This is a genomic window from Staphylococcus haemolyticus (assembly GCF_006094395.1).
Taxonomy (GTDB): Bacteria; Bacillota; Bacilli; order Staphylococcales; family Staphylococcaceae; genus Staphylococcus; species Staphylococcus haemolyticus.
The window spans coordinates 1,720,060-1,737,558 of record NZ_CP035291.1 but is presented as its reverse complement, the minus strand read 5'-3'; the positions used below and the strand labels follow the sequence as shown (position 1 = coordinate 1,737,558).

The 17,499-nt window shown below is 34.8% G+C and carries 18 protein-coding genes; all 18 read left to right on the top strand.

Going from position 1 to position 17,499, the window contains the following annotated elements:
- The first annotated feature begins 80 nt into the window (after positions 1-80).
- Positions 81-359: a VRR-NUC domain-containing protein gene (locus tag EQ029_RS08320; protein WP_057504729.1), complete on the top strand. Its 279-nt coding sequence runs from the start codon at positions 81-83 to the stop codon at positions 357-359.
- Positions 352-1,719, top strand: a complete 1,368-nt coding sequence (locus tag EQ029_RS08315; RefSeq protein WP_103261990.1) for an SNF2-related protein — start codon at positions 352-354, stop codon at positions 1,717-1,719. Before EQ029_RS08320 ends, EQ029_RS08315 begins: the two co-directional genes overlap by 8 nt.
- A 13-nt stretch (positions 1,720-1,732) precedes the next feature.
- Positions 1,733-2,131, top strand: coding sequence for a hypothetical protein (locus tag EQ029_RS08310; protein ID WP_048668027.1), 399 nt, complete (start codon positions 1,733-1,735; stop codon positions 2,129-2,131).
- Between the two features lie 138 nt (positions 2,132-2,269).
- Positions 2,270-2,596: an HNH endonuclease gene (locus tag EQ029_RS08305; protein WP_057504731.1), complete on the top strand. Its 327-nt coding sequence runs from the start codon at positions 2,270-2,272 to the stop codon at positions 2,594-2,596.
- 211 nt (positions 2,597-2,807) lie between these two features.
- Positions 2,808-3,167 (top strand): hypothetical protein, encoded by a 360-nt coding sequence (locus EQ029_RS08300; protein WP_011276054.1) that lies wholly within the window; start codon positions 2,808-2,810, stop codon positions 3,165-3,167.
- Positions 3,164-4,825, top strand: coding sequence for a terminase TerL endonuclease subunit (locus EQ029_RS08295; protein WP_057504732.1), 1,662 nt, complete (start codon positions 3,164-3,166; stop codon positions 4,823-4,825). Before EQ029_RS08300 ends, EQ029_RS08295 begins: the two co-directional genes overlap by 4 nt.
- Positions 4,826-4,843: 18 nt before the next feature.
- The gene (locus EQ029_RS08290) at positions 4,844-6,010 is read left to right on the top strand and encodes a phage portal protein (RefSeq protein ID WP_057504733.1); all 1,167 of its coding nucleotides are present in this window, start codon (positions 4,844-4,846) and stop codon (positions 6,008-6,010) included.
- Complete coding sequence (locus EQ029_RS08285) at positions 5,991-6,854, top strand: head maturation protease, ClpP-related (RefSeq protein WP_057504734.1); 864 nt, start codon at positions 5,991-5,993, stop codon at positions 6,852-6,854. Before EQ029_RS08290 ends, EQ029_RS08285 begins: the two co-directional genes overlap by 20 nt.
- A gap of 63 nt (positions 6,855-6,917) precedes the next feature.
- Positions 6,918-8,105 (top strand): phage major capsid protein, encoded by a 1,188-nt coding sequence (locus tag EQ029_RS08280; protein ID WP_053040409.1) that lies wholly within the window; start codon positions 6,918-6,920, stop codon positions 8,103-8,105.
- 17 nt (positions 8,106-8,122) lie between these two features.
- On the top strand, positions 8,123-8,419 hold the full coding sequence (locus EQ029_RS08275; protein WP_053040410.1) for a phage head-tail adapter protein: 297 nt from the start codon (positions 8,123-8,125) through the stop codon (positions 8,417-8,419).
- Entirely contained in the window at positions 8,403-8,774 is a 372-nt protein-coding gene (locus EQ029_RS08270) for a hypothetical protein (RefSeq protein ID WP_057504735.1), read from the top strand. Before EQ029_RS08275 ends, EQ029_RS08270 begins: the two co-directional genes overlap by 17 nt.
- Complete coding sequence (locus EQ029_RS08265) at positions 8,764-9,186, top strand: HK97 gp10 family phage protein (RefSeq protein WP_037557855.1); 423 nt, start codon at positions 8,764-8,766, stop codon at positions 9,184-9,186. The genes EQ029_RS08270 and EQ029_RS08265 overlap by 11 nt, the downstream gene beginning before the upstream one ends.
- Positions 9,183-9,590, top strand: coding sequence for a hypothetical protein (locus EQ029_RS08260; protein ID WP_037557857.1), 408 nt, complete (start codon positions 9,183-9,185; stop codon positions 9,588-9,590). The genes EQ029_RS08265 and EQ029_RS08260 overlap by 4 nt, the downstream gene beginning before the upstream one ends.
- Positions 9,591-10,208 carry a major tail protein gene (locus EQ029_RS08255; protein ID WP_037557860.1) on the top strand — a complete coding sequence of 206 codons (618 nt, stop codon included), beginning with the start codon at positions 9,591-9,593 and terminating at the stop codon, positions 10,206-10,208.
- A gap of 16 nt (positions 10,209-10,224) precedes the next feature.
- Positions 10,225-10,392: a hypothetical protein gene (locus EQ029_RS12585; RefSeq protein ID WP_170177295.1), complete on the top strand. Its 168-nt coding sequence runs from the start codon at positions 10,225-10,227 to the stop codon at positions 10,390-10,392.
- Positions 10,393-10,453: 61 nt separating this feature from the next.
- Positions 10,454-10,816 carry a phage tail assembly chaperone G gene (gpG, locus tag EQ029_RS08250; protein WP_037557862.1) on the top strand — a complete coding sequence of 121 codons (363 nt, stop codon included), beginning with the start codon at positions 10,454-10,456 and terminating at the stop codon, positions 10,814-10,816.
- 35 nt (positions 10,817-10,851) lie between these two features.
- The gene (gene gpGT / locus EQ029_RS12580) at positions 10,852-11,019 is read left to right on the top strand and encodes a phage tail assembly chaperone GT (protein ID WP_154392159.1); all 168 of its coding nucleotides are present in this window, start codon (positions 10,852-10,854) and stop codon (positions 11,017-11,019) included.
- Between the two features lie 85 nt (positions 11,020-11,104).
- Positions 11,105-17,497 carry a phage tail tape measure protein gene (locus EQ029_RS08245; protein WP_428843963.1) on the top strand — a complete coding sequence of 2,131 codons (6,393 nt, stop codon included), beginning with the start codon at positions 11,105-11,107 and terminating at the stop codon, positions 17,495-17,497.
- The last annotated feature ends 2 nt before the right edge of the window (positions 17,498-17,499 follow it).

Here is a 17,499-nt window from a genome sequence, read left to right as displayed (position 1 = left end):
ATATAAGTATATAGAAACGTTTTTTTCAGTAACACTAGTAACACCTATATAAATTATGTATTCATTATGCAGGTGAGAAAATGAGAGAATCGAAAATCGAAAGCTATTTAGTCAGAGAAGTTAAAAAGTTAAATGGCTTATGTTTGAAGTGGGTATCACCTGGAACTAGAGGTGTGCCAGATAGAATTATCATCATGCCTAAAGGCAAAACGTATTATGTTGAGATGAAACAACCGAATGGACGCGTTGATCCATTGCAGCAATACATGCATAAGCAATTAACCAATAGAGATCATCAAGTTTTTACGTTATGGACTAAAGAACAAGTAAATGAATTTATAAAAAAAGTAGGTGACTGAATTGGCAATTACCTTTCAACCACATAGCTATCAAAAGCATGCAATCGATAAAGTAATCGAGAATGAAAAGTATGGACTTTTTCTTGATATGGGTTTAGGCAAGACGGTATCAACCTTAACAGCGTTTAGTGAATTACAATTGTTAGATACTGAAAAGATGTTAGTCATTGCACCTTTGAATGTTGCTAAAGATACTTGGGCAGATGAGATTAGCAAGTGGGACCATTTAAAGCATTTGCGTGTATCTAAAATACTGGGAACACCTAAGCAAAGATTAGCAGCACTTAATAAAGATGCAGACATCTATATAACTAATAAAGAAAATACGAAATGGTTATGTGATCAATATAAAAAGGAATGGCCATTTGATATGGTTGTGATTGATGAGCTATCAACATTTAAGAATCCATCTAGTCAAAGATTTAAAGCAATAAAGAAGAAACTACCGTTAGTTAAAAGGTTTGTTGGATTAACAGGAACACCAAGTCCAAATAGCTTACTTGATTTATGGGCACAAGTTTATTTAATCGATAGAGGCGAAAGACTAGAAACTGCATTCAGTCGATATCGTGAACGATACTTCAGAGCTACACATCAAGTAAGTGATCATGTTTATAACTGGGAACTAAGAGAAGGCTCAGAAGATTTAATCTATAAACAGATAGAAGATATTGCTTTGAGTATGAAAGCTAGTGATTACTTAGATATGCCTGAACGTATAGATACGAAACAAGTTGTTACTTTATCTAATAAAGAACGTAAGCTATATGACGAGCTTGAGAAGTACTACATCTTAGAAGATGAAACAGATGGAACAATCGTAGCACAAAGTGGTGCGTCGCTTAGTCAGAAGTTACTGCAGTTATCGAATGGTGCGGTATATACAGATGATGAAGATGTTAGACAGATACATGATAGAAAGCTAGATAAGTTAGAAGAGATAATCGACGAAGCGCAAGGACAACCAATTCTTTTATTCTATAACTTCAAACATGATAGAGCTAGAATACTTGAATGCTTTGATGATGTACTAACACTAGATGATAAAGGCTACAAAGATAAGTGGAATAGTGGTAAAGCTAAGATACTATTAGCACATCCATCAAGTGCAGGTCATGGACTTAACCTACAACAAGGTGGGCACATCATTGTGTGGTTCGGCTTAACATGGTCACTAGAGTTATACCAACAAGCCAATGCTAGATTGTACAGACAGGGTCAAGAACATACAACAATCATTCATCATATTATGACAGAGAATACAATAGACCAAAGAGTGTATCAAGCACTACAGAATAAAGAACTAACACAAGATGAATTGATGAAAGCTATTAAAGCGAGAATAGATAAGTATAAGTAATGGAGGTAATCATTTGTATACACCAACAGAAGTTAAACAATTAATCACAGACTATCATTGGATGCGTAGACTAATAGACCATCAAGTATATGAGTATGATAGTACATCAATAGGCCAGTATGGTATAGAGTCTGCTATGCCTAAGGCTCAAGGTACAACAGGAGATAAGGTATTAGTAAGAGTGATACGTAATGATAAAGATAGACGTAAGACACAAGAGTTGATTGATAAAGTATCATTCATTGATGAGCATGAAGATAAGATAACGAATGATAAGAACTATCACATACTTCAATTACTTAAACAAGGGGAGAAAATAAATACCATTGCAATGTTAATGAGAGTAGATAGAAAAGAAATATATAGAAAGCTAGATATCATTGTGAACATATATATGAAAGCACAAACCTAATGGGACAAATGTCACATATGCCACACATGACACACTATTATAAATATATTAAATCATTTTATATAATTGAGTTAACACGATATGAATATACAGGCACATCACATAGGTGGTGTGTCTTTTTGTTTGGAGTTAATGAAGATGAGTAAAGCATATGCAGACTATATAGAACAACGTACAAAGAATAAAGGTTTCTACTCTAATGCGAAGTGGCGTAAGACAAGACTAAAGGTATTAGCACGCGATCATTTTGAATGTGTCATGTGTAATGCAGAAGGTAGATTGACGATTAATCAGAAACAATCACTAGAAGTGGACCATATTAAAGAGTTAGAAGTAAGAGCAGATTTAGCATATGAACTTTCTAATCTAAGAACACTATGTAAATTTCATCACAACAAACGTCATGGAAGATTTGAACATAATCCAAATAATAGAAAGAATAAATTTGATGATGAAAACTGGTAAAGTGAAATTGCATAAAAATATTATTTAATTCAAAATAACAAAAGTGTAAAATGTGTCAAATACCCCCGCCTTCAATAATCGCGCCACTAAAGGCTTCGCGGAAACCGGCGCTTGGCTCAACTTCGCAGATTTACTTCTCGAAAACATACATTAGGGGACTTGACAAACCGAAAATCATTAAAAATAAATTTTGCAGAAAGGGGGAGGGACTTTGAAAAATGACAAGTATTTAAAAGACAAGCTAACTAAAAATCAAATCAAGAAAATTAATGAGACAGAAGATTATTTAACGAGTCAAATTGATAAAGAAAATAATGTTGAAGTTGAAAAAGTTGAGCGATATATCAACTTATTAAGACTATTCTATGCTTTGGATGTATACATTGAGCAGTCAGGACCGATAACAATTGTTAAAAACGCAAGTCAAGAATTTGTGAAAGCTAATCCAGCTATTGCAGAAAAGAATAAAGTGAGTGGCTCATTGTTAGCTTTAGAAAAATCATTCCATTTAGATAAAAAAGCTGAAGAGCGTCGCAAATTAGAACAAGCGAAAGGACCTGATTTAACATGAAGATACCTAGTTATGTTACAGATTACATTGAAAAAGCTAAGTCAGGTCAGATTATTTTTAATAAAGAACGAATTAAGCTTATATCTTTTTTAGAAGATAACATTTTGCAACGAGATGATTTATATTTTGATGATCAACGCATAGAAGATTACATCAAGTTTAGTGAAAAATGGTTTTTCCCATTGCAAGATTTTCAAAAATTTATTTCATGCTTCGTTTTTTTATATGAAGAAGAAAGCAAAACGCCTTATTTCTCAGAATTCTTTATATCAATGGCTCGTGGTGGTGGTAAGAATGGCTACATTAGTACTTTAGCAGCATTCTTTATGACACCTTTACACGGCATACCTAAATATAATATGTCAGTTGTTGCTAATAGCGAGAAACAAGCACTAGTTAGTTTTAGAGAAATATACGATATGGTGGAAAGTAATAATCTTTATGTAACTGGTGATCGTCCCAATAATCCATTTTACTTAAGTAAAGTTGCAGTTGAAGGTATTGAGACTAAATCGCAATTCTTATTTGATACGTCTAATGAAAAAACAAAAGATGGTGCTCGTGAAGGTTGTATCTTTTTTGATGAAGTACATGCTTATGAGAAAGACTCAATCATTAACATCAAACGAAGCGGTTTAGGTAAGGTTGCTCATCCTAGAACATTTTATATTGGAACTGATGGCTATGTCAGAGAAGGCTTTTTAGATAGGTTGAAAGAACGTGCAGATAATGTGTTGAAAGGTATAAGCCCTGAAGATAGATTATTCCCGTTCATTTGCAAAATTGATGATAAAGAAGAAGTTGATAAGCCTGAAATGTGGGAAAAAGCTAATCCAATGTTTGAACAACCACAAAGTGAATATGGAAGTCAGTTATTTAAAGAAGTGCATCAACAATATTTAGGACTTCAATTCAACCCATCAAACCGACCTGAATTTATGACTAAACGGATGAATATGCCTGAAACAGACTCTCAAAGTGTGGTAGCGCCTTGGGATGACATCATGGCAACCAATCGACCAATACCACCACTTGAAAACAATGAATGTATTGGTGGTCTTGACTATGCAAGTTTAAAAGACTTTGCAGCAGTAGGTTTGTTGTTTAGATCGGGTGATGATTATATTTGGAAAACTCATTCGTTCGCAAGAAAAGAGTTCTTGGATAAGTACAAATTAAAACCACCTATTCATGAATGGGAAAAGAAAGGCTTGCTCACAATTGTAGATGAGCCGACTATCAACCCTAAACACATCATCGATTGGTTCAGTGAAGCACAAAAAAGTTACGGTTTACAAAAGGTAGTAGCTGATAACTTCAGAATGGACTTGCTTAGACCATTATTTGAAGACGCAGGTATTGAATATGAAGTGATTAAAAATACTCGAGCAATTCAATCATTACTTGCACCTAGAATTGAAGACATGTTTGCGCAACATCATATTATCTTTGGTGATAATCCATTGATGAGATGGTATACGCAGAACGTGGCCGTCAAAATACGTAAAGATGGCAACAAAGAATATGAAAAGAAAGAGCCGATAAGACGTAAAACTGACGGTTTCCAAGCCTTAGTACATGCATTGTACCGTGCAGATGATTTGAAAGATTCTAATTTAGAAGAAGAAATCAATCTATTAAGTGGTTTGAGATTTTAACTGAAGGGAGGTTAGAAAATGGGACTATTTGATAGTGTGTTTAAAAGACATTCTGAATTATCTTGGATGTACGATCTTGAGTTTCTTCAAGATAAAAGTAAAAAAACTTACCTAAAACAAATTGCTTTAAATACCGTTGTTGAAATGGTTGCTAGAACTATATCACAAAGTGAATTTAGAGTGATGACGGGGAACAAGCGAGAAAAAGATGACCTGCATTACAAGTTGAATGTTCATCCTAACAAAAATCAAAATGCAGTCGATTTTTGGCAAAAGTTTATTTATAAGTTAATTATGGATAATGAAGTACTTGTTGTTAAAAATGATGATGGGTACTTTTTTGTTGCCGATGACTTCGTGAAGGAAGATGAAATGGGTTTATATCCACATAAATTCACAAATGTTATGGTTAATAATTTCGAATTTAAACGTGTATTTTCGATGGATGATGTAATATATCTCAATTATAGTAATAAGGAACTCGAACAGTATTCTTTGGGGCTATTTGAAGATTATGGTGAAATATTTGGTCGTATGATTGACCTGCAATTGATGAATAATCAAGTAAGAGGCGTCCTAAATATCGATACCACTCAATTCAAAGCCGAAGGTGGAAGAGAAAAACTGCAAGGGTATATAGATATGATGTTTGAGGCGTTTAAAAACAATTCTATTGCTATCGCACCACTTACAAAAGGTTTAGATTATGAAGAACATTCGAGTAAAGGCGCGTCACAGGGTTCACAAGAATTTAAAGAACTAGAAGAACTAAAACGTACTATATTAACAGATATCGCAAGAATGATAGGTGTACCACCTTCTCTTGTTATAGGTGAAATGGCAGATTTAGATAAAGCTATTGATTCATATTTGAAATTCTGTATCAATCCAATGCTTAGAAAAATCGAAGCAGAATTAAACGCAAAATTCTTCTATGAAGATGAATACTTAAATCAAGATAAACATATTAAAGTAGTAGGTATTGATAAGCGAGACCCACTACAAATGTCTGAATCTATTGATAAATTAGTTTCTTCTGGTACATTTACTCGAAACCAAGTTCGTATTATGACAGGAGAAGACCCTGCCAACGACCCAGAACTCGATAAATTTATCATTACGAAAAATCTCCAAAGTGCAGAGGCGTTTAAAGGAGGTGAGACTAATGCAAGTGGACAAGAGTAAAGGCTTTTTCAATGTTAAGAAAACGTCACCCACATCAGCAAGTATAGATATGTATGGTGAAATTGTAGATGAACGTATGAATGATGTTGAAACAAGCGCGGTATCGTTTAAACAAGCCTTAAAAGACTTAGGAGATGTTGAAAATATTACCCTAAATATTAACTCTCCAGGTGGTTCAGTTTTTAGTGGTATAGCTATCTACAATATGATTAAAAATCATAAGTCGCATATTACTGCCAATGTACAAGGTTTAGCTGCAAGTATAGCTACGGTTATTGCTATGGGAGCTGATAAAGTTGTAATGCCGTCCAATAGTATGATGATGATTCATAATGCGTGGACGATCGCAATGGGTAATGCCAATGATTTAAGAAAACATGCAGATGACTTGGATAAAATTAATAATACTGTATTCAATAGCTATGTTGCTAAAAACCCTGATATTGATCATGCGCTTCTTCAAAAGATGCTAGACGAAGAAACATGGTTAAGTGCCGAAGAATGTAAAGACTTAGGACTTATTGATGAAATTCAGAATGCAACCCCAATAGCAGCAAAAATCTCACCGGAAATGGAGGCACAGTTTAAGAATATGCCAAACAAATTCAAACATTACAATGCGGACAATTTACCGCAAGAACAAGATACACCGCCACAAGAAGAAAAGAAACCTGAGGAAAAGGGTATCGACGCTAAAGTCGTTAATGACAAATTAGATGATATTTTCACTTTATTAAAAGATGTTGCAAAGAGTGTGGTCAAGGATGACTCAAAACAAGAAGATAATCCACCAAAACCGCCAGAGCAACCACAAAATAACAAATTTAATCGATTTACATTTTAACTAGCTTCTCGTGAGTAACGGGAGGCTATTTTTAATGTTTAAAATTAAGGAGGAAATAAAAATATGGCAGACATGAAACAAAATGAGCAAAAGCTCAAAAACTATCATGAGCACAAGCAAAAATTTGCTAATTTAGTACAAAATGGTGCAAGTGATGAAGAACAATCAAAAGCATTTGGTGCTATGTTTGACGCATTATCAAATGATTTACAAGAAGAAATCGAGAACAGAGTAAACAACCGTGTTGTAGATAATGGAATCTTAGCAAAACGTTCTCAAGACCCATTAACGTCTGAAGAACGTAAATTCTTCAACGAAATTAATTATGAAGTGGGATATACAGACGACAAAATCTTACCTGAAACAGTGGTTGAACGCGTGTTTGATGATCTACAGAAAGAACATCCGTTATTATCTAAAATCAATTTCCAAAATGCAGGAATTAAAACACGTGTAATTAAAGCGGACCCAGCAGGTCAAGCGGTATGGGGTAAAATCTTTGGAGAAATTAAAGGCCAATTAGATGCTGCATTCCGTGAAGAAGACTTTACTCAATACAAACTGACTTGTTTTGTAGTTTTACCGGATGACTTATCAATCTTTGGTCCTAACTGGATTGAACGTTTTGTACGTACTCAAATTCAAGAGGCTATTTCAGTAGCATTAGAAGCTGCAGTTATCAATGGTGGTGGCGCGTCTAAATTACAACCTGTTGGTTTAATGAAAGACATCAACACAGATAATGGCGCAGTTACGGACAAGAAAGCTTTAGGAACTTTAACATTTGCTGACGCGGATACTACTGTATTAGAACTAAAAGATGTGTTGAAAAACTTATCTGTCGATGCTAGAGGTAAAAAATTAAAAATTGATGGTAAAGTAACATTAGTTGTAAACCCTCAAGACGAGTGGGATATCCAAGCACGTTACACGTACTTAACAGCTAACGGTGGTTTTGTAACGGTATTACCTTATAACGTATCTGTTGTTGCTTCAGAATTCGTTCCTGAAAAGAAATTAGTTGCTTTTGTTACTGATCGTTATGACGCAGTTCGTGGTGGTGGTTTAACAGTGAAGAAATTTAATGAAACTCTAGCTTTAGAAGATGCAGTATTATTCACTGCTAAAACATTCGCATACGGTCAACCAGCAGATAACAAAGCTTCTGCAGTTTATGATTTAAAAGTGGCTAATGGTCCTAAATCACAAACAGCTGCAGGCGGTACAACTGATGGAAGAGCGGAAGCGTAATAAATGAGGTGATGTAAGTGGAAAACATCACAGATGATTTGCTAATTGAATTTAAACAATACACCAAAATCTCACATGACACAGAAGACGAGTATTTAAAAAATCTTTTAAAGAAGTCATACAGTAATCTAGTGTCGAGATTTGGTGAGTTTGATATATATGAAAATTTAGAAGGTCAAGACTTAGTATTTGCCAGATCACGTTATGCTTATGAAGATTTGCTTGAGTATTTTAATGATAATTACCAGGATGATTTAATTAGTTTTGGTCTGAATAATGTGATTGGAAGTGTTAACAATGAAAACAACATTTAAAAAACCTTTCATTACTACTAAAAAATTAAATACTCGTGTTCATTTTTATTCATATCAAGAGAATGTAGGACCTGAAGCTGGTGTCAAACGTAAAGTTAAACTCTACAGTTGTTGGGGCTATGTACCCCAATGGAAAATGACTGAACTTCAACAAGCTATATCAAATGGAACTGAGCACGACGTTAAAATCTTTATAAGAGAAACCCATGGTCAGTACGTTCCGAATGAAAAGCATTACGTTGAAATAGAGTCGCCATATATTCATCAAGATTTGAACATTAAATTAGTACAACCTGATGTAGAGAACGAACAATTTTTAATGCTAACTGCAGGGGTGGTAGCTAATGGCGAGTAAAAACTTTTCAGGCATTCGTGCAGAAGGATTAGATGAATTGCAAAAAGAACTTGATAGACGTTTTAATCGCAAACGCATTACAAAGATTATTGATGATGCACTTTTAGAAGCGGGTCAAATAGTTTTAGATGCGATTAAAGCGAATATCCGATATTTCAGAGACACAGGGGCCGAATATGCAGAAGCTAAAATCTCAAAACCTTATTGGGATAAAGGTGTGCGCTCTGTCCGTATTTATTGGGAAGGTCCACATCATAGGTATTCAATCGTGCATTTAAACGAAAAAGGTTTTTATGCTAAAAACGGTAAGTTTGTTAGACCTAAAGGCTTTGGGGCGATTGAAAAAGCATTACGTTCTGCAGAAGTTGCGTTTTATAAAAAAGTACAGGAAGAAGTTGAAAAGTTATTATGATTGATATTTTAAATACAATTTATAGCGTCTTAAAAAATGACGAAAAACTAATGAAGTTACTCAATGTTAATAACATCAAATTCAACGATTATCCTGATGTTAAGGATATTACGCAACCTTATGTAGTGCTTGATGATTTTGATGATCCTATACCGGAATTACATTATGACGGAGACCGAGTAGCTTATAACTACATTGTTCAAATTGATGTTTTTGTTAAAGCAAATGATAAATACAATGCAAGATTACGAAGAAATGAAATATCACAACGTATTAGTGACTTGCTCTGGAAAGAATTGAAAGCAGGGCAAACAAGTAATTTAGGTAATGAATATGATAAACAGTTCGCTTTATATCGTTCAACTAGACGGTATGAGGCGATTTTTTATGAGGAGGAAAATTAAATGGTCAAATATGCAAAAACACCAAAAGCTTTTATTAATATTAAAGATTTAGGTTTCGCTTTATTAGATACAGATGAGCAAGATAATGTTAAATACACAAACGTAACACAAACACGTGGTTTACAAGAGATTTCAGTTGAAACTGGTGGGGAAACAGTAAACGCTTATGCAGATGGTACTATCATTGAATCAGGTACAACAGATGGTGAAGGTAAAATCTCAATGACAATGCACGCATTCCCACAATCTATCCGTGAGTTAATTTTCAATGAAATTTATGATGAGAATGGCGTATTCCAAGAAATTAAAGGTAAACAAAATAAATATGTTGCAGTTTGGTTCAAACGTGAGCGTCGTGATGGTACTTTCCAAATGGTTGGTTTAACTAAAGTGTTATTCGGAGATCCAAACTTAGAAGGTAAAACCGCAGAAGATGATTGGGAATTCAGTTCAGAAGAATCAGAAGGTACTGCAATGCATCGTATCAATGATGACGTACGTAAAATCTTATTCGATAGCGCACGTGAAGGTGCTAAAGTAGATTCATTCTTTGAAAAATTATTAAAAGGTGCTTACGACGAAAAAGTTGAAACAAGTGCTGATACTGCATCAGCTTAAAAGGGAGTTTTGACTTATGGCTAAATTTAAAGTTTTAAAAGATGCAATTAATTTAAAAACCGATAAAGAGTATCGTAAAGACGAAGTTGTAGAAGAGAAAGTTAAAGATATAAACGACTTTGAAAAGCGTTTGAAAAATAAAGGGTATGAATTACCATTTTTTGAACGCATTGAAGAAGAATAGTAAAGCTTAGGACGGTGTAAGAGCCGTCCTTTTATTTCGAAATAAAAGGAGTTTTTTAGACATGTCAAACAAATTAAAACGTAATTATATTAGATTAGTGGAAAATCCTGAAGCAGAAGAAATTAAATTAGAAACTTATTTAACACCTCACTTTATTCCATTAGATGTATTATATGAAGCAACTGACGTAATGTCAGAATTAGAACAAGCAGAAAATGGCGAAATTGAATTATCATTCAAAGATCAACTAGATAAATTAATTGATGTAGTTGTAAAAATTTATGGTGGACAATTTGCAGCTAAAGATATTAGAACACGTTTACACGCACCGGATGCAATCCCAACTTTACAAAAACAAGTTGAGTTTATTGCGAATGGCCAACAAGACGAAGAGACAAAAAAGTTTATTCAGAGCATCAGTTAAATAAAATAAAAGACGAAGATTTAACGTATCGTGGTATGAAAAAGAACTTGGATAAAGTTGTTAAACAGATGATTGAGAATGGCACACCGGCCGACCAAGTACTCAAGATGCCATTTTATTATATACTTCAAATTTTAGATGAACGTCATCTAAATACTGTTGATACTGATGATAGAGCAGATGCGTTATTTACAGCCTTATAGCCTTAGTTATCAACACTAAGGCTTATTTTTTATACCTAAAATAAGAAAGGAGTGACAATGAGTGGCGGAATCAAGATTTAAAGGCATGTCCATATTAATGAATATGCGTGATGTTGGTATTGATAGAACAATGAAACAGATACGTAGTCAATTTAAAACCTTAGATACTGAAATGCGTCGTTCTAATGCTAACTTTAAAAACTCTGAAAAGTCTATGCAGTCTTTCCAAACAAGAACCAAAGAGTTAAATAAAGCAATTGACGTGACTGAAAATTCAATGAAAGATATCTCAAGTCAATTGAAAAAAATGACTCTAGAAGAGCAACGTACAAGTGTGGAAGCAGAGAAGTTACGTCAAGAATACAGTAAGCAGCATAGAGCATTACAAATGTATCAACGTCAATTAAACTCTACGCAATCCGAAATGAAACAATTTGGTACAACTTCTAAACAAACTTTGTTCTCAATGGAAAAAATAAACACAGTGTTAGGTACAATGAAACGTCAATTGAATATCGCAAACATGGCATTTCAAAGTGCAGAGAAGTCAACTACAAGTTATAAAAACTATTTAACTCAGTTAAACACAGTTATTCAAAAGCATCAAAACACGATTAGAGTTTTAGAAAGTCGCTATCAAAAAGTGGTACGGGAACAAGGCGTTATGAGTAAAGAAGCTCTTGAATTGAAAGAGAAGATCTTGCAAGAGAAGAACTCTTTAAACCAATTAGATAATCAGTATAAAAAGACTACTGCAGAAGCTAAGCGATTCTCGTTTGAACAAAAAACACTAACTTCGTCTATGTCTGAAATTAGAGTGAAGATGACGCAGTTATCCCAATCGCTATCTATCAGTGCTAACAAATTTAAGTTGAGCGGACAAACTGCACAGGCTTATAAAGCTCGCATAGCCGAATTAAATAATGGCATGAAGCAACAACAACTCATTGTTCAAAATTTATCTAGACAATATGATTATGCTAAAAAGCAATACGGTGCTACAAGTCAAGAAGCGCAACAGCTGAATGCTAAATTAACTGAAGAACTTGTGAAGTTGAAAGAGTTAAATGGTCAACTCACACAAACAACACAAGCACACAATCGTCTTGAGATGGAACAAAAGCAAGGTATATCGTCTATGTCTCAAATCAGAGCAAAGATGACGCAATTTAATGATACCTTAGCATTATCGAGAAGTAATTTATCACGTGCAGGCGAAAACGTTAAAGCTTATAAAGCTCATTTAGACACCTTAAGTGGAAACTTAACTAAACAACGAACAGTGTTACGTGAATTAAGTGCTCAATATAAGCATGTTGCTAATGCGCAAGGTGAAAACAGTCAAGAAGCACGAGAATTGGCTAGTGCTATTACACAACAAAAAATCAAGATGAATGAACTTGAAACCGAAATTGATGAAACAACTCAAAGCTATAAACGATTGGCACAAGAGCAAAAACAGGCTCAATATTTGAGTGGTTCAGGATTTGGTAAAGGTATTCAAACAGTAAACAAGTACAAAGACTCGATTAATAACGTAGGATCATCAATGCGTAATGTTGGTTCGAACATGTCAATGTACTTCACATTGCCAGTTGTAGCTGGTTTTGGTGCTGCAATTAAAACTGGAGCAGACTTTGAAGGCCAAATGTCACGAGTTGGTGCTATTGCGGGTTCTTCTAAATCGCAATTAAAAGCTATGAGTGACCAAGCAGTTGATTTAGGTGCTAAAACATCACTTTCTGCTTCAGAAGTAGCGAAAGGTATGGAAGAATTAGCAGCATTAGGTATGAATACTAACCAAATCATGAAAGCTATGCCTGGTGTTATCAGTGCAGCAGAAGCAAGTGGTTCAGATTTAGCGACAACTGCAACAATTATGGCATCATCTTTAAACTCATTTAACTTAAAAGCTTCTGATTCAGGTCATGTAGCCGACTTATTAGCAACTGCAGCTAATGACAGTGCAGCAGACGTTCAGTATATGGGAGATGCACTTAAATATGCGGGTACACCTGCACATTCTTTAGGTGTTACTTTAGAAGATACTTCTGCAGCAATCGAAGTTATGAGTAATAGTGGGCTTGAAGGCTCACAAGCTGGTACTGCTTTACGTGCATCCTTTATAAAATTAGCAAAACCTTCTGCTCAATCACAAAAAGCTATTGATAAATTAGGCATTTCTTTATCAAATTCTAAAGGTGAATTTGTTGGTATGCCTAATTTGATAGGTCAGTTTAAAGATGCCTTGCAAGGAATGACTAAAGATCAAAAACTTGCATATGTAGCACAAATTGTTGGTACAGAAGCAGCAAGTGGTTTCTTAGCATTGATTGACGCAGGTCCAGCTAAACTTAAAAAGTATAGCGACTCATTGAAAAACTCAAATGGTGCATCAAAAGAAGCGGCCGATAAGATGAAAGATAATTTAAAAGGGTCGCTTGAACAATTAGGTGGTGCTTTTGAATCACTAGGTATTACAATTGGAACTGCATTTGCACCAGTATTAAGAGGATTAGCTAAAGCGGTAACCTTCTTAGTAGAGAAGTTCAACAATATGCCAACACCATTGATTGTTTTAACTACGATATTTGTTGGTTTAGGTGCTGCAATAGGACCTTTACTGGTACTAACTGGAATACTAGCACATAGTATTGTAGGTATTTCAGAAGCAGTTAAAATATTAACCGCTACAGAAGGCGGACAAGCCTTTTTTACTAAATTTGGTGCGAATATTAAAGGAATCCTACCTAAGATAGGTGGGTTGATTACTAGAATACCATTAATAGGTGGACTGATGACTGCCTTAACTGGACCAATAGGAATTGCAGTTGCAGCTATTGCAGCAATAGGTGTAGCGTTTGTAGTTGCCTATAAAAAATCAGAGACTTTCAGAAACATTGTTAATGCAGTAATCAATCCAGTTAAGAATGCGTTCGTTGGGTTATGGAATATCATTAAACAATTCGGCGCTGGTATAAAAGCAGTATTTAGTGGAAACACTGGTGAAGGATTAAACATCTTCAAAAAAATACTACCTGATGAAGCAGCTCGACAATTCACTTCAACGTTGCTAATGATACGTGGTGCTTATAATGATTTTGTTAACTTCATTAAAAGTATCTCAATAGCAGTTGGCGCTTACTTCAAAGCTTTCTGGAAAGAAAATGGAGATAGCATTATTGCAGCTTTCCAAATCGTGAAAGCAACTGTATCAATAGTTTTAAGCACGTTGTATAACGCTATAATTAAGCCTATTTTAGGTGCTATTAAAACAAGCTTTAGTATTGTATTTAATGGGCTTAAACAGATAGTAATTAATGTATTTACATCAATTCGAATGGTTGTACAAGGTGGACTTAATGTTATTCGTGGTATTATCAACATCTTTAAAGGTTTGTTTACAGGCGACTTCTCATTAATGTGGCAAGGTATTAAACAGGTCTTTTCAGGTGCATTACAAGTTATAGCCGGTATTCTTAGATTTGCCTTAGGTAATTTAGTGATTATTGCTAAGACCTTAGGTGCTTTGTTAATTAATGCGTTCCGTACTATTTGGACTGTAATTAAAAATGTAGTCACATTAAGTGTTAGAGTTTCAGTTACTGTGGTTAAAGCATTATTTACTGGAATGAAAAATGCAGTGATTGCAATATTCACGGGCTTAAAAAATCTCTCTATTGCAATCTGGAATGGCTTTAAAAATGGCGTAATAGCGATAGTACGCGGTTTTGTTCTGATTGCTAAAAATAACTTTGCAATTTTAAGAGCCTTTTTAGCTGCCTTATGGAATGTGATAAAAGCAACAGCTATTAGAATTTGGACTGCGTTGAAAAATGGAGTTGTTGCAATTATTCGTGCTTGGATTGCTACAAGTAAAGCAACTTTTAATGGTTTGAAAAATTTCCTAGTAAATTTGTGGAATTTTATTAAAAATACAACATTAAGAATTTGGCGAGCTATTAAAACTGGCGTTATAAATGCGATTAAATTAATGAGTACTAGTGTTCGAAAAACGATAACTACTTTAAAAGCTTGGATGGTTTCAAGTTGGAACTTTATTAAAAATAGAGTAGTGGCACTTGCTAAAGGTCTGTACACGGGTGTAAAAAAAACGTTCTCTAGTTTATGGTCTAGCACGAAAAATATTTTTTCTAAATTGAAAAACTGGTTAGTAAATACTTGGAGATCTTTAAAAAATAATGTTGTAAAACTTACTAAGTCTTTATATTCAAGTGTTAAAAATACATTTAATAATCTGTGGTCTAGTACTAAGAGTATCTTTAGCAAATTAAAAAATTGGCTCGTTAATACGTGGCGTTCTATTAAAAATAAAGTCACTGATTTAGCTAAATCATTATGGAACGGTGTACGTGGAACTTGGAATCGTATGAAATCCGGTACACATAACACAATGTCTAAAATAGCTAGTAGTACCAAAGCTAGTTGGCGTGGTATGAAAAATTCTGTTGTTGATATGTCTAAAGCTTTGTGGTCTAAGGTTAGATCAACTTTCACAAATATGCGTGACGGGCTGAAGTCTATAATTGGCAAAATTAAAGGCCATATCAGTGGTATGGTTAACAAAGTTAAAAGCGGTTTAAATAAATTAATTGAAGGTGTTAACTGGGTTGCAGATAAAATAGGTATGGATAAATTACCTAAAATTAAATTGCATACAGGTACTGAAAGCACCCACACACAAAATTATGTAACGAATGGTAAATTGAACCGTAACACACTTGCTACCGTAGGTGATAAAGGTAAAGGTAATGGTCCTGGTGGTTTCAGACATGAAACTATAATACCACCTAAAGGTAAACCTTTTATCACACCTGCTAAAGATACAACAATGCCTTTATCAAAGGGTACTCGTATCTTGAATGGTGCACAAACACATGCGATGTTAACACGACCACAATTCAATATGGGAACTATACCTAAATTTGCTAAAGGGACTAAGAAAAAAGGATTCTTTAGCAACGCGATTGATACTGTTAAAGATGTTGCAGGTAACTTTGGTAAGGGTGTAAAAAACACTGCACATAGTGCTGCAAAAGTTGGTAAAGAGAAAATCAGTGATGTGGCTGAAGTTGCTCAAGATGCCGTAAGTGATGCAATCGCCTTTGGTAAAGATATATTTGAATATATTGATAACCCAATGGACTTGATAAATAAAGTAATTGATAAATTTGGTGTCAATTTCGATTTCCTTAAAGGTGCCGAATTACCATACAAACTTATGCAAGCCATGTTCAAGAAACTGAAAAACGGTGTTAAAGATTTAGTTAAAGGTTGGCTTGAAGACATGGGTGGTGGCGACGGTGGGTACTTATTCGACTATCCAGTTTGGCAACGCTTTGGTAATTATACTGGTGGCTTATCATTTAACGGTGGTAAACACTATGGTATGGACTTCGGTATGCCAACTGGAACACCTATCTATGCGGTAAAAGGCGGTGTAGCAGATAAGGTTTGGACTGACTACGGTGGTGGTAATTCTGTTCAAATCAAGACAGGTGCTAATGAGTGGAACTGGTACATGCACTTATCTAAACAAATTGCAAAACAAGGGCAAAAGATACGTGCAGGTCAGTTGATTGGTAAATCCGGTGCTACAGGTAACTTCGTTCGTGGTGCTCACCTTCACTTCCAATTAATGCGTGGTAGCCATGCAGGTAACGATACTGCAGTTAACCCTGAAAGTTGGCTTAAAAAATTAAAAGGTGGAGGCGGTTCTCCAAAAGCTGGAAGAAAATGGGCACCACAAATCAAACAAGCCTTACGAATGAATGGGTTACCTACAACTTCAGAATATGTAAATGCATGGGCTAGACAAATTGACAGTGAAAGTTCTGGTAACCCTAGAGCAGTTCAAGGTGGCTATGTTGACGCTAACACAGGAGGAAACGAAGCCAAAGGTTTAGTACAAGTTGCAAAACGTACATTCCAGTCAATGAAATTCCCAGGACACGGTAATGTATTTAACCCACTTGATAACTTGCTAGCCGGTATTCATTGGGCAAAAGTTAGATATGGCAAATCAGGAATGTTATCTGTAATAGGTCATGGTCACGGTTACGCCACAGGTGGTCTAATCAAAAATGCAGGTTGGTACAACATTGCAGAAGGTGGCTATCCTGAATGGGTAATTCCAACAGACCCTGCTAGACGCAGTGATGCTATGAAGCTATTAGCGCTTGCAGCACATGATATCGATAAAGGGAAATCAACAGGTAATAAGCGACCTAATAATCTGAAAGTACCTAATAACGCTTCAGGCGATAATACAGACTTACTATTACAGATGATTGAGCAACAACAACAACAGATTAACTTGCTTATGGAAATTGCTAGAAGTAACAAAGGTATTGAGAATAAGGATACAAACGTTTATTTAAATCCTAGAGAACTCAATAAAAGTAACAATGAACAACAGGCTTTAAATATGAAAACTAAATTAATGGGAGGTAGATAATC